Raw genomic sequence first — 13868 nt, forward strand, 5'->3', positions numbered from 1 at the left:
GATGGTGCCCTCAGCGGGCGGGACGGATGGTCAGCTCGCCGGTGCGGCGGTCCGGGCGGCAGGGACCCGTCCGGCCTGTCCTGCCTGGTCCGCCTGCTGTTCGCGGGCGAGCATCTTCGTCACCGTCCGGCGTCCGCGGAGTGCGGCGAGGTCGGACTTGATGCTGGACTCGGCGGTACCGCCCGGGTCGGTGGCGTACATGACCTCCTGCGCCTCCAGGGCGTCGACGTCCTCCTGCATCACGGCGAGCTGCTGCTCGTGCTGGAACTTCGTCAACTCCTGGTCGTCGATCAGGTAGTCGCGGCCCAGCGCGTAGAAGTCGTGCGTCTCGTTGCCGCGTCCCGGCGTCATCCCGTACAGCACCTTCATGTGGAAGCCCTCCGGCTCCTCGGTGCCGGTGGCCGCGACGCGGATGTTGAGGACGAAGATGCCCGGCGGGTAGAAGTCGCCGTCCTGCCAGCGGTCCACCGGAGAGGTCAGTCCGCAGGACTTCTCGTAGAACGGAGGGGCCTCGATGCCGACCATGCGGCGGCTGAAGGCGACCCGGTCGCCGTCCACGGTGACGTCGATCGGGGTCGCGGCGACGGCGGCGTTGCCGATGCTCGTGGGGTGCAGGAACGTCTCGTGGGTGAGGTCGAGCAGGTTCTCCAGGAGCAGCATGTACCGGGCCTTCAGCGGGACGACGCCGTGCACATGGGTCCACTCCGGGGCGGTCAGCCATGAGGTGTCGGGCAGGAGGCTCTCGTCGGCGAGCTTCGGGTCACCGGGCCAGATCCAGATCGCGCCGTCCCGCTCGACCAGGGGGAACCGGCGCAGCGCCGCCTTGGGCCGGTCGGCCTGCTCGGCGACCCCGACGCACACGCCCTGCCCGTCGAAGCGGTAGCCGTGGTAGTCGCACTGGAGCGTGCCCTCGTCGTCCAAGTGCCCCAAGGACAAGGGGTACTTGCGGTGGGGGCAGCGGTCCTCGACGGCGGTGACGCTCTGGTCGGGCAGCCGGTAGAAGCAGACCGGGATGTCCGTGATCCAGCGCTGTTTGAGCGTCCGGCCGATCTCGTCGGACCAGGCTCCCAGGTACCAGCCGTTGCGCACGTGCTGTGTCAGTGTCATCACGGGTCCTTCGTCGTCGGACGTCTGGATCGGGCAGAGGCAGAGGCAGGGGGTCGGTGGGGGAGTGCCGAGGATGTACGGGTTCGGTGGCGACCGACAGACAGGGCACGGGCCGTATCGAATTGACGGTGTGTCAGAGGTCCAGGACGAGGCGCCCGCCCCGCGCGCGGGAGACGCAGATCAGCATCGTGTCGTTCGCGGCCCGCTCGTCCTCGGTGAGCAGCGAGTCGCGGTGGTCGACCTCGCCCTCCAGGACGGCGGTCTCGCACGAGCCGCAGATGCCTTCCTCGCAGGAGGACAGGACCGGGATGCCCGCCTGCTCCACGGCCTTGAGGACCGGCAGGCCGGGCGGCACGGTCAGCGTCATCCCGGACGCACGCAACTCCACCTCGATCGGCTGCTCGGCCTCGCCACCGACGGGCTGCTGCCCGGCCGCCGCGGCGAACCGCTCGACGTTCAGGGACCCGGCCGGCCAGGTGGCGCAGTACGCCTCGACCGCGTCGATGAGCCCCGCGGGGCCGCAGCAGTACACCAGGGCTGAGGGGTCGGCATCGCCGAGGAAGCCGGTGAGGTCGAGCAGTCCGTACTGGTCCTGCGGCCGTACGGACACGCGCTCGCCGTAGCCTTCCAGTTCGGGCAGGAACGCCATCGACGCGTGCGTCCGGCCGCCGTAGAGCAGGGACCAGTCGGCCCCCGCGGCCTCGGCCTCGGCGATCATCGGGAGCAGCGGGGTGATGCCGATGCCGCCGCCGATGAACAGGTACTTCGTGGCGGGCCGCAGCGGGAAGTTGTTGCGGGGGCCGCGCACCCGGAGTTCACCGCCCTCCTCGACGTGGTCGTGGATCCACTGCGAACCGCCGCGTCCGTCGGGCTCCCGGAGTACCGCGATGCGCCAGCGGGCCGTGTTCCCCGCCCGGTCCACCGGGCCGCACAGCGAGTACTGACGGGTGACGCCCGTGGGCAGGACGACGTCGATGTGCGCTCCCGGCTGCCAGGGCGGCAGCGGCTCGGCTTCGCCTTCACCTTCGCCGGAGTTCGGTGCGAGCTCCAGCGATACGACGCCTTCCGCCACCGTCTGCCGGGTCACCACGGCGACGGTGCCCTCGAACTCGGCACCGCGTCGCGCCGTGGACGGCGCTGCGGCTTCGGTGGTACCGAAGGTGCGCGTGTCCGGGGCGGCGGCTGAAGGGCTCGTCACGTTCGTCATCTCCTCGGTACGGTCGGCAGGTTCACCTCGGCCGCGCTCGGTGGCGGCAGGATCGACGCTAGCCATGGGAAATGCCCAGGTCATCGCTCGAATGACCGGACCGGGGCGGCGTATGGTCGTGGCCCGGACTACGTCATCCGTCGCGCGGGCCGGGCATCCAGGCGCCCCCGTCGATCCGTGGAGCCTCCTCGAGCCGCGGAGCCTGGTCGAGGTGGATCCGCACCTGGCGGTCGTCCTCGTTCCAGAGGGCTTCCACGACGGCATGCAGCCGCTGGACGTCGATGCGCCACATCGGTGCGCCGTAGCGGTCGTCGCGCGTGAGCGCGTCCTCGGGGACGGCGTGGGCCAGCAGGCTCCGGGGGTCGGACGTACGGGCCGTCTCGCCCGTCTCGTCCGTCTCGTCCGCGAACTCCACGTAGAGGGACGTGTCCCGGAAGGGAACCCAGATGTGCGTGGCCCCACGGCCACCCGTCTCGCACTCGGCCGTCATGATCCGTCGCCCGCGCCGGAGTCCTGGGCCGTCTTCCTGGCCCAGGCGACTTCGAGCTTGCCGGTCGGGGTCCGCGGCAGGGCGTCCGTCACGACGACGGATCGCGGCACCTTGTAGCCGGCGAGGCTCCGCCGTACCCAGTCGCGCAGTGCCTCGCCGGTGACGGTCGTGTCCGGTGGGACCGCCACGACGGCCGCCACCCGTTCCCCCCACGTCTCGTCGGGGACGCCGACCACGACGCAGTCGGTCACCGCGGGATGCGAGAGCAGGACGTTCTCCACTTCCTGCGGGTGCACCTTCTCCCCGCCCGTGTTGATCACGCCCGAGCCGCGTCCCAGGAACCGGATCGCGCCGTCGGCCTCGAGGCGGGCGAGGTCGCCGGGGATCGCGTACCTGACCCCGTCGATGGTGCGGAACGTCGTCGCGCTCTTCTCGGCGTCCTTGTAGTAGCCGAGCGGCATGGGCCCGCAGTAGGCGAGGCGCCCGACCTCGTCACTGCCGGGTTCGACGAACCGGTCACCGGCGCCGATCACCCTCGTCGCGGGCACGGGGAAGAAGCGGGCGGGCAGGTCCCGTACCGACGAAGTGATCGCGAAGGCGAAAGGCCCTCCTTCGCTCGATGCGATGGCGTCGATGACCGTGAGCTCGGCACGCTCGTGCAGCTGCCTCTTGAGCACATCGCTGAGAGCGGTGCCGGAGCTGAGGATCCTGCGTACGGAGCGCAGGTCATGCGGCGGTCCTGTCTGCTCCGCGTGCACGAGTTCGTCGACGAGCGGCCGGCACACGGCGTTGCCCGCGACGATGACCGTCTCGACCCGTTGCTCGGCGACCGTGTGCCAGACGTGCTCCGGGTCGAGCCCACCCTGGCGCGCGGTGACCGCCCGGCCGCCCACCATCAGGGCGCCCATGGTGTTGAACAGCCCGGTGGCGTGCATCAGCGGCACGACGGGCATGGTGGTCGGGGACCAGCCCCCGTGATGTGCCTTGACGGCGATGGTCACGGCTTCGTCGAGGGTCGCCGGGAGTTCGGTGACACCGAGCGGATGGAAGATCGGGACCACCATGGAGTGGAGCAGATCGCTCTGTCGCCAGACGACGCCCTTCGGTTTGCCGGTGGTCCCGCCGGTGTACATGAAGAGCCGGTCCGATCCGGGGCGTGGTTGCGGCTCGCGCGGTGCGTGCGCCGCCAGCAGGTCCTCCAGTTCGGGCACGGAGGGACCGGCCGGGCCGTCGGCGGGTGGATCGCCCGCCCGTACGAGCAGTTTCAGCGTGCGTACGTGTCCGGCGGCGTGCGTCACCCGGTCGGCCAGGGTGCCGCTGAAGACGAGGGCTGCGGCGTCGGCGTCGGTGAGGAGTTCGGAGAGTTCCTCGCCGGTGTAGCGGTAGTTGGCGTTCACCGGCACGGCACCGAGCTTGAAGGCGGCGAAGACCGTCTCCAGGTAGGCGGCGCCGTTGTACAGGTAACAGGCCACGGTGTCGCCCGCCCGTACCCCGGCCACGTCCAGCGCGGCGGCCAGCCGGGACGCGCGCTCGTCGAACTCCCGGTACGTGGTCTCACGACCGGGCTCGGTGATGGCGACGGCATCGGGAAGCGCACGGGAGACCGCCTCCCAGATCGTGCCGATGGACACGTCCATACCTTCAGGACCTCCTCGTCCTCGGTGGCTCGGACGGACCGCGCGGCCGGACACGTCTCGTGTGCGACCCCGTGGATCCGGCGCGGGGGTCCGGGGGGATCCACGGGGCGCCCTCCTCAACGTAGGCAGGTCTCGGCCGCGCGGGAACGCGAGCAATGACGCGACCGGCTCGGCGTTTCGACCGGGCGGTGAACAGGTCGAATGACGTAGACCCGCCCCGAATCCACCGGGCTACGATGCTGTGACCGACCCCGAGTCGCCCCCGGTCCGTTCACCAGCCCGCCCGCTTCGTCGATGTGTCGACATGGCGCAGTGGCCTTCGGGGCGGGGTTCGTCGCTCGTCGATGATGACGATGGTGAGGAGACCGGTCATGCCAGATACGCCGCTCGTGGGGTGGGACGACATCGCGGCCGTCGCGCCGGACGGCCTCGCGGTACTGGACTGTGTGGGCCGGTTCGTCCGGCTGAACCCGGCGGCGGTCGCGTTGTGCGGCGCGGGCACGGAGGCCGAACTGCTCGGCGCGCCGGCCCCGTTCGCCCTCGGGGAGGAAGCCGGCGTCTGCTGGGCGGGGCTGCTGGACGAGCACTCGGACGAACGGTCGGACGAGCAGGTGGCCCACTGGGTGCCCGCCTCCGGAGCCCGGCGCGAGTTCGCCTACCGGGCCCGCACGCTGGCGTCCGACCCGAAGTTCACCGTCGTGTCGTTCCGCGACGTGACCGACGAATCGCACCGGCAGCGCAGGCTCGTGGCGATCGCCCGGACGTCGATCGCGCTGGCCTCGGAGGGCTCGCTCGGCTCGACCCTGGACGCCGTGGCCCAGCAGATCGTGCAGGCCGACGGACTGGCCGGCGCGCAGATCCTCACCCTGGACGACACGGGCCGGGAACTGCGGCTGATGGGCTCCGCGGGGCTACGGCACTGGGACTCGTTCCTCGACCGTCTGCTGGAGTGCCGCGACCGCGGCGCCAGGCTGGTCATGCTCGACACCCTGAAGGAACGCGAACCCGTCGTCGTCCCCCACCGGTGGGCCCAGATCCGCGAGGACCCCGCCTGGGAGCCGCTGCGCAGTTACCTCGGCGAGCTGAACTGGGACTCCTTCGTCAGCGTCCCGCTGATGGCGCGCGGCCGTCCCGAGGGCGTACTGAACGCGTACTTCGCACCCGGGCAGGAGATCGGCAGCCGCACGCTGGAGTTCCTCGCCGCCATGGCGGAACAGGCCGCCCTCGCCGTCGACTACGCCACGCTGCTGCAGAGCGAACGCGAAGGGGCCCGCCGTAACGAGCGCCAGCGCCTCGCCCGCGATCTGCACGACTCGATCGTCCAGCAGGTGTTCTCCATCGGCATGCAGGCCAACGCGGCCGGAGTGCTGGGCAGCCGCGGCGGGCCGGTTCCCGCGCCGGTCGTCCAGAAGTTCGCGGACGAGGTCGGAACCCTCTCCCGGACCGTACTCGCCGACCTGCGGGCGATGGTGCACGAGCTGCGGCCGCCCTCCTCCGCCCGGCTCGGCCTTGAGGACGCGGTGAGCGCGCTCGTCAAGAGCACCGAGAACCGGACGGGTCTCAGCATCCGGCTCCAGTGCGATCAGGAGCTGGACGTGATCGAACCGGAACCGGCCGAGGACGTGTACCGGATCGTCGCGGAGGCCATCCACAACGTGGTCAAGCACGCGGAGGCCACCACCGTCACCATCCGCCTCGGCGTCCACGACCACACTCTGACCGCGAGCGTCCGCGACGACGGGCGCGGACTCACGGAATCCGGCGGGCGAGAGGCCGCCCCGGAAGCGAAGGCCGGCCGGACGGCCGGGACGACCCGCTACCACGGCTACGGACTGACGACCATGCGCGAAAGGGCGGAACGATGGGGCGGCACCATGAGGATCAGATCCGGCGCGAAGAGCGGTACGACCGTGCGCGTCGTCATACCCCTCCCCGTACGGGTGCCGGAGTCGCCCCCCACGGACCCGGAGAGCTCGCGGAGCACTCCGCGGGCGGTCCCGCTCCGAGAGGCGGCGAATCCCGCCCGATCCGGGTCCTGATCGTCGACGACCACGCCGTCGTACGCCGCGGAATCCGCGCCTATCTCGAGGTCCTGGACGACATGGAGGTGGCCGCCGAGGCCGCCGACGGGCAGGAGGCGCTCACCCGCCTTGACTCGATGGCCGCGTACCGGGAACTGCCGGACGTGGTGCTGATCGACCTGCTCATGCCGAGGATGGACGGGGCGACGGCGATCGGAGTGATCAAGCAGCGCCACCCCGGCCTCCGGGTCGTGGTGCTCACCAGCTTCGGCGAGATGGAACGCGTCCACGCGGCGCTCGCGCAGGGAGCCGCCGGCTATCTCCTCAAGGACGCCGAAGCGGGTGAGGTGGTCGCCGCGATCCGCGCCGCCGCCCGGGGCGAGGTCTTCCTCGACCCCGAGGTGGCCAGGGGACTCACCCAGGAGATCGTTTCACCACCGACCGGGCTCGCCGCGCTCACCAGCCGGGAACGCGACGTCCTCGTCCTGGTCGCCGAGGGGCGCTCGAACCAGCAGATCGCCGACGAGCTGGTCATCAGCGAGCGCACCGCCCGCACCCACGTGAGCAACGTACTGCGCAAACTCCGGTTCAACTCGCGGACCCAGGCCGCGCTGTTCGCGGTACGGCAGGGGCTGGTGCCGCCGCGGGCGTGAGCCCCGAACGACGTTCATGCCCGGGAGGAATCGCCTCCTGGGTCGTCGACGTGCTCTCGTAGCCACTGCTCGGTGTTGCTGACGTGCAGTAGTGCCGCGGCCTGGCTGAGCGGCGCGTCGCGACGGGCCAGGGCCGTGAAGATCGCCTCGTGTTCCGCGAGGGTCCGCCCCGCTGCCCGGTCGTCGACCAGGCCGCGCCAGATGCGGGCCCGGAGGGTACGGCCCGAGACGCCCTCCAGGAGGGTGACCAGTGGTTCGTTGCCCGTGGCGGCGACGACGGCGCGGTGGAACGCCGCGTCGTGCGCGTTGAGCCGCTCGACGTCGTCGCGGGCCTCCCGCATGGCGTCCAGGTGCCGCTTCACCTCGGCCAGGCCGTCCTCGGAGATCCGGGTGGCGGCCAGCGCGGTGGCGACGGGTTCGAGCAGCCGCCTGACCTCCATCAGGTCCAGCAGGGCGCCCGAGTCGCTCTGGAGCAGATCCACCGCACCGCCAAGACCCTCCAGCAGCAGGCTCGGCTGCAGGCTGGTCACGTAAGTGCCGTCGCCCCGTCTGATCTCCAGCACTCGGGCGACGGCCAGCGCCTTGACCGCCTCCCGCGCCAGGTTGCGGGACAGCCCCAACTGGGCGGCCAGGTCCGGTTCCGGAGGCAGCTTGGAACCTGGGGGCAGCGCGCCCGAGCGGATCAGCTCACGGAGCTGATCGATGGCCTTGTCTGTCAGAGACATGTGATGTCTCTCCTTGGGCAAACAGTGAATTTAAGCATCAAAACGGTCAACTCACCTGCTCCAGCAGGCGCATTCATCCCTTCATACCCGTTGACAGTAGCGGGTGGCATGCCTGACGTTCGTGCGTATGTCGCAATCGATCAGCAGGCGCAGGCTATTGTCCGGAACCACGGCCGTCGTGGCGGCCGCAGTGGCCACCGACGTGTTAGCAGCCGGGGGTGCCCTGGCCGCTCCGAGGGCCTACAAACCCACCTGGGATTCCGTGAACCGACACCCCGCTGCCCCCGAGTGGTTCCGGGACGCCAAGTTCGGCATCTACTTCCACTGGGGCGTCTTCAGCGTGCCCGCGTACGACAACGAGTGGTACCCGCGCAACATGTACCAGAGCGGCCAGAAGGCGAAACAGCACCACATCGCCACGTACGGCAGCCCGTCCGCGTGGCCGTACCACAACTTCGTCAACGGGGCGGACGACCTGGCGGGCAACCACAAGGAGTTCGCGCCCAAACTCAAGTCGGAAGGCGGCGACTTCGATCCCGATGAGTGGGCCCAGCTGTTCGTCGACGCCGGCGCGAAGTACGCCGGGCCGGTCGCCGAGCACCACGACGGCTACTCGATGTGGGACAGCCAGGTCAACGAGTGGAACTCCGTGGACAAGGGTCCACGCCTTGACCTGCTGAAGCTGTTCACCGACGCCATCCGCGCCAGGAAGTTGAAGCTGCTGGTGGCGATGCACCACGCGTACAACTTCACCGGCTTCTTCGAGCACGCGCCGGTCCAGTCGGACCCGAGCCTGAAGAAGTTCTACGGGCAGCTGGGTGCGGAGCAGGAGAACCAGCTCTGGTACGACAAGCTCAAGGAGGTCGTCGACCGGGCCAGGCCGGACATCCTGTGGCAGGACTTCAACCTGACCGAGGTCGACGAGCAGCAGCGGCTGAACTTCCTGGCGTACTACTACAACCAGGCCGACAAGTGGGGCAAGGAAGTCGTAGCCACCTACAAGGACGGCTTCAACAGCCACGGCCAGGTCTTCGACTACGAGCGGGGCGGCCCGGCCGACCTCACCGCGCCGTACTGGCTGACCGACGACAGCATCTCCAGCTCCAGCTGGTGCTACACCGAGGGCATCGGCTACTACACGCTCCCGCAGATGCTGCACTCGTTCATCGACCGGGTCAGCAAGAACGGCAACATGCTGCTCAACATCGCGCCGAAGGCCGACGGCACCATCCTGCAGGGCCAGCGCGACCTCCTGCTCGGCATCGGCGACTACCTCAAGCGCTTCGGCGAGTCCATCTACAGCACCCGGGCCTGGACCGCGTACGGCGAGGGCCCGACGAAGATGGGCGGTGGCTCCTTCACCAGGCCCACGGCCGGCACCCCGCAGGACATACGGTTCACCCGCGACAAGGCGGGCACCGTCCTGTACGCCACGGTCCTGGGCTGGCCCGGGAGTTCGCTGACGGTCACCACGCTCAGCTCCGACCGGATCGATCTGGACGCGTTGTCCTCGGTGAAGCTGCTCGGCTCGACGGTCGGCGAGTACATCGACCTCGCCACCCCGGTCCAGGACGCGACCGGGCTGAAGGTGACGCTGCCGTCGACGGCGCCGTTCGACGCTCCTGCGTACGTCCTGAAGTTCCGCTTCTCCGGCCGGATCCCCGTACTCCAGCCCCTCACCGGCGCCCTGCTCTTCAAGGACGCCCACTACCGCGGCGACAGCGCCGTACTCGCCCTCGGCAGCTACACGGCCGAACAGCTGACCCTCGCCGGAATGCCGCCGCGCACCCTCTCCTCACTCAAGCCGGCTCCGGGGTACCGGATCGTCGGGTATTCCGGCGACGACTTCACCGGTACGTCGTGGACCTTCACCGCCGACAGCACCGACATCCGGAAGAAGATCACCTCACTGAAGGTCATCCTCAGCTCGTCGGCCTGGTTCAGGATCACCAACGTCACCAACGGCCTGGCCCTGGACAGCGGCGGCGACGTCTCCAGCGGCTCCGACCTCAAGCAGCGGACCTGGGACGGTGAGGCCGACCTGCAGTGGCACGCGGTCGACCTCGGCAACGGCTACTGCAAGCTGGAGAACCGCACCAACGGCATGGTCGCCGACGGATGGGGTGCCACCGGCAACGGCGCCACCGTCAGACAACAGGACTGGAACGGCCACACCGACCAGCAGTGGCTGCTCACCCACCGCGGCGACGGCAGGTACTCCATCGCCAACCGCACCACGGGACTCGTCCTGGACAGCGGCGGCAACGTCTCCTCCGGCTCCGCCGCCAAGCAGTGGACGTGGGGCACCAGCACCAACCTGCTGTGGACGTTCACCGCCATCTGAACTATGGACCCGTCCTCACGAGGCTGACTGCGCCGACTGCCCTGACGGCCGCGACCTTTGTCCCGGACCGACCGGGACAAAGGTCGCCTCCAGGTGCCGTCATCGGAAGGATCCTTCGAGCCCGGGAGCGTTCCTACGCTCAGGGAGTCGGCGTACCGGCTCCCAGCTCAGGAGGTCATCATGACGCACACCGGCCGAGTGTCCGTTCAGGCGTCGGCTTCTCAGACGTGAGCTTCCCGGACGTGAGCTTCTCAGACGTGCGGTACCGCGGCTACGCGGGCGAAATCCGCGCTGATGTCTCCGGCGGTCTGCAACAGCAGCGGCATGTGCTCCTCGACGAGCCGCTCGACCGACGTCTCGGCTGCGTGGGCGTTGACGTCGAGCGCCGCGATGACCTGGCCGGAGCCGTCCCGCAGCGGGGCCGCGACCGAGCGGATGCCGGGCGCCGGCTGCTCGCCGGTCAGCGCCCAGCTGCGGGCCCGCACCTCCCGCAGGACCGCCTCGTGTTCCTCCGGGTCGGGCTGTCGGCACGGCGTCAGCCCCGAGCGCGACGGCTCCGCGAGCACCTTCTCCAGCTCGTCGGCAGGCAAGGACGAGAGGATCACTTTGCCCAGGGAGGTGGGCAGCGCCGGGAAACGCGTGCCGATCTGCACCGACAGGGTCACGAGCTTCGGGACGGCGACCCGGGCGACGTACACGATGTCCGATCCGCCGAGCTGGGCCACGGAGCACGACTCGTTGGTCCGCTCCACCAGCCGCTCCATGTGGGGCCGCGCGATGTCCCAGGCCCATGGAGCGCACGTACGCGACCCCGAGTTCGAGCACTCTCGGGGTCAGCGCGAACCCCGCCTCGTCCGAGCGCACGTAACCGAGTTCCTCGAGGGTCAGGAGGATGCGGCGGGCGGTCGGCCTGGCGAGTCCGGTGGCGCCCACGACCTGGGACAGCGACATGGCCGGCTGCCCGGGCCGGAACGCGGCGATGACCTCCAGTCCCCGGGCCGGCGCCTCGATGAAATCCGGTCCTGCTCCCTGACGTGGCACGGGGCTCCTCGGCTGCGATCCGCTTGCGCTTCCCACTCGGACCAGCGGTCGTCCGCGATGCGGACAGCTGGCCACTGCGTGGGCAGCGCACCACACCCGATCCCTTGATCCCCCTTCCCTGATCCCTTGGAGAGCCGCATGCCCGAGAAGCTCGAAACAAAGTCGGAGGAGACCGAGGTCGCGGAAGCCGTCCGCACCGGACTGCTCATCGACGGCAAGACCTACGAGACCGACGAGTGGACAGCCGTCCACGACCCCGCCGCCCCCGACCGGATCGTCGGCCATGCCGCCGCGGCGACGCCCGACCGGTCCCGCGCGGCGGTGGCGGCCGCGGACGCGGCGTTCCCCGGCTGGGCCGCGATGCCCGCCCGTCGGCGAGCGGAGATCATCGGCGAGGCGCTCACCCCGCTCGACGACAGCGCGGCCGACCGGGCAGCGCTGATGACCCGCGAGAACGGCAAGATCTCCCTCGAGAGCCAGATCGAGATGAGCGTCTTCGCCGCCCGCACCCGGGCGGCCATCGACCTGGTCGACTCCCTCGACCAGGTAAGGCACCTCGACGGCCCGCCGCTGACCTCGCACATCCACCGGCTCCCCATGGGTGTGGTCACCGTCATCGTGCCGTTCAACTGGCCGATCGCGATCCTCGGAGCGAGCCTGCCGTACGCGCTGCTGGCCGGGAACACGGCCGTGGTCAAGCCTCCGCCCACCGTGCCGCTGGCCATGGTGCGAACCCTGGAACTGTTCGCCGCGGGACTCCCCGCCGGTGTCCTGAACGTCGTGACCGGCAGCAACGAAGCGGTCGCCCCGCTGCTCACCGATCCCCGCGTCCGCAAGATCGTGTTCACCGGAAGCACGGCCGCCGGCAAGAACATCATGGCCGCCGCCGCGCAGAACCTCGCCTCGGTGACCCTCGAACTCGGCGGCAACGACCCCGCGATCGTCCTCGACGACGCCGTACTCGACCAGGAGCACATCGGACGGCTCGTCCAGGGCGCGTTCCTGACGAGCGGTCAGGTCTGCATGGCCGTCAAACGGCTGTACGTCCACCGCTCCCGCTACGACGAACTCGTCGACGCGCTCGCCACTGCCCTCGACACCCAGCGCGTGGGCCCGGGAACCGACCCCGCCTCGACCATGGGCCCGCTCAACAGCGCCGCCCAGCGCGACAAGGTGACCGCCATGCTGACCGAGGCGGCCGACGCCGGAGTCGAGATCCGCGAACTGGGCACCCTGGCCCCCAACGCCGTCTCCTCAGGAGGACACTTCCTGCGCCCCGCCCTCGTCCTCGATCCCGACCCGGGCCTGAGAATCGTCACCGAGGAACAGTTCGGCCCCGCCCTGCCGATCCTGCCCTTCGACGACGTCGACTCCGTACTGGACCAGGTCAACAACGACTGGTCGGGACTGTGCTCCTCGGTCTGGAGCGGCGATCCCGCCCGCGCGGCGGCCCTCGCGGAACGGCTGCGCACCGGCACCACCTGGATCAACCACGCCAACGCGGTCGCATGCGACGACCGAGCCCCCTTCGGAGGCTTCCGCCAGAGCGGCATCGGACGCGAGATGGGCCCGGACGGCCTGCTCTCGTTCACGGAGCCGCACACCATCACGACGCAGGGCTGAGAAGCCCGTACGCGGCGGTAGGGGCACCCGGTGTCGGGTGCCCCTACCTGTGGGGGTGGGAAAGGCGTCCTTCCTCAAGGGGGGTGGAGGTTTCGGCCTTCCCGGGAGGGAGGAGGAGTCGGTCTCCCGGTGTGAGGGGGAGGGAGACGCGGTCCTCCTGGGGGAGTGACCGTCGGCCGACGGGGGCGGCGGGGTCACTCCTCCCGGTGGTTCGTGTGCCTTGGTCAGTCGTTCGAGCGGTCGGCGGTGACCTTGCCGGAGTCGGGGTTCACGCGCCAGTCGCTGCCGGTGCCGTCGGCGGCGGTGGTGTCGACCTCCCAGGCCTGGTCCGTGCTCTCCTCGTCGAGGTCGACGGAGGTCACCGTGCCCTTGGCGGCGGCGGCCTCGGCGGCCTCCGCGGCGGTCACGGAGCTGCCCTTCAGGGCGGCACGGATCTGCGCGGTCTCGGCGGCGTCGTCACCGTCGTTGTCCTTCTCGGTGTGCGAGCCGAGGACCTTGCCGTTGGCCGGGTTGATCTGGATGCTGTGCCAGGCACCGCCGTTGGTCAGCACGTCGACCTCCCACACGTGGGTCGTGCCCTCGTCGTCCAGGTCGGCCGAGACCGCCGTGCCAGTCGTGTGCTGCAGTGCCGCCCTGATCACGTCGGCGGCCGTGATCTGCCCGGCCTTCGCGTCGGCGGCGTTCTCGGCCTTGTCCTCGGCGTCCTCGTCCTTGTCGCGGGCGGCCTGGTCCTCGGCGCTGTCCTGGGGCGTGTCGTCGGTGTTGTCGGTGCCGTCGCGGTTGTTGTCGTCGTTCGACACCGCCACGGTCTTCTTTGCCACCGTCTCGTCGTCACCCGTGACCGCGATGGCGGTCGCGGTGCCGCCGCCGATCAGGGCGGCGGCCGCGATGGTGGCGATGACGACGTTGCGCTGCATGGGATTCCTCCGGAATACGACTGGTTGCAACCAGTGACGGATGTTGTTGACGGTTGCAGTTGGCTTGTCTGCCTCGTCTGCTTTCGACGGGAACCAATCTGGC

11 protein-coding genes are annotated in these 13868 nt (G+C 70.0%); 4 read left to right on the forward strand and 7 right to left on the reverse strand.

Features of this window, described 5'->3' with window-relative positions:
- Nucleotides 1-30: 30 nt before the first annotated feature.
- The 4 genes from OP79_RS35775 to OP79_RS35790 form a co-directional block, all read right to left on the reverse strand.
- On the reverse strand, nucleotides 31-1107 hold the full coding sequence (locus OP79_RS35775; RefSeq protein ID WP_245685561.1) for an aromatic ring-hydroxylating oxygenase subunit alpha: 1077 nt from the start codon (nucleotides 1105-1107) through the stop codon (nucleotides 31-33).
- A gap of 133 nt (nucleotides 1108-1240) precedes the next feature.
- Entirely contained in the window at nucleotides 1241-2305 is a 1065-nt protein-coding gene (locus tag OP79_RS35780; protein ID WP_078492212.1) for a PDR/VanB family oxidoreductase, read from the reverse strand.
- Between the two features lie 142 nt (nucleotides 2306-2447).
- Complete coding sequence (locus tag OP79_RS35785) at nucleotides 2448-2804, reverse strand: hypothetical protein (RefSeq protein WP_063742062.1); 357 nt, start codon at nucleotides 2802-2804, stop codon at nucleotides 2448-2450.
- Complete coding sequence (locus tag OP79_RS35790; protein ID WP_033326230.1) at nucleotides 2801-4441, reverse strand: AMP-binding protein; 1641 nt, start codon at nucleotides 4439-4441, stop codon at nucleotides 2801-2803. Before OP79_RS35790 ends, OP79_RS35785 begins: the two co-directional genes overlap by 4 nt.
- Nucleotides 4442-4812: 371 nt before the next feature.
- Here OP79_RS35790 and OP79_RS35795 point away from each other — a divergent pair, with 371 nt between their 5' ends.
- The gene (locus tag OP79_RS35795) at nucleotides 4813-6480 is read left to right on the forward strand and encodes a sensor histidine kinase (RefSeq protein WP_033326232.1); all 1668 of its coding nucleotides are present in this window, start codon (nucleotides 4813-4815) and stop codon (nucleotides 6478-6480) included.
- Nucleotides 6468-7115 (forward strand): response regulator, encoded by a 648-nt coding sequence (locus OP79_RS35800; RefSeq protein ID WP_033326296.1) that lies wholly within the window; start codon nucleotides 6468-6470, stop codon nucleotides 7113-7115. Before OP79_RS35795 ends, OP79_RS35800 begins: the two co-directional genes overlap by 13 nt.
- A 14-nt stretch (nucleotides 7116-7129) precedes the next feature.
- Here the strand turns inward: OP79_RS35800 and OP79_RS35805 are convergent, their stop codons facing one another.
- Nucleotides 7130-7840 (reverse strand): FadR/GntR family transcriptional regulator, encoded by a 711-nt coding sequence (locus OP79_RS35805; RefSeq protein ID WP_033326233.1) that lies wholly within the window; start codon nucleotides 7838-7840, stop codon nucleotides 7130-7132.
- A gap of 127 nt (nucleotides 7841-7967) precedes the next feature.
- Here OP79_RS35805 and OP79_RS35810 point away from each other — a divergent pair, with 127 nt between their 5' ends.
- On the forward strand, nucleotides 7968-10184 hold the full coding sequence (locus tag OP79_RS35810; protein WP_033326235.1) for an alpha-L-fucosidase: 2217 nt from the start codon (nucleotides 7968-7970) through the stop codon (nucleotides 10182-10184).
- Nucleotides 10185-10435: 251 nt separating this feature from the next.
- Here OP79_RS35810 and OP79_RS57355 read toward each other — a convergent pair whose 3' ends face one another.
- Nucleotides 10436-10936: an IclR family transcriptional regulator domain-containing protein gene (locus OP79_RS57355; RefSeq protein WP_245685562.1), complete on the reverse strand. Its 501-nt coding sequence runs from the start codon at nucleotides 10934-10936 to the stop codon at nucleotides 10436-10438.
- Nucleotides 10937-11363: 427 nt separating this feature from the next.
- Between OP79_RS57355 and OP79_RS35820 the strand changes: the two genes are divergently transcribed.
- Nucleotides 11364-12848, forward strand: a complete 1485-nt coding sequence (locus tag OP79_RS35820) for an aldehyde dehydrogenase family protein (protein ID WP_051745168.1) — start codon at nucleotides 11364-11366, stop codon at nucleotides 12846-12848.
- Nucleotides 12849-13072: 224 nt separating this feature from the next.
- Here the strand turns inward: OP79_RS35820 and OP79_RS35825 are convergent, their stop codons facing one another.
- Nucleotides 13073-13765, reverse strand: a complete 693-nt coding sequence (locus OP79_RS35825; RefSeq protein ID WP_033326237.1) for a PepSY domain-containing protein — start codon at nucleotides 13763-13765, stop codon at nucleotides 13073-13075.
- Between the last annotated feature and the right edge of the window lie 103 nt (nucleotides 13766-13868).

Origin of the sequence: Streptomyces yerevanensis, from assembly GCF_000716805.1 — a bacterium.
In the GTDB taxonomy this organism is placed as follows: Bacteria; Actinomycetota; Actinomycetes; order Streptomycetales; family Streptomycetaceae; genus Streptomyces; species Streptomyces flaveus.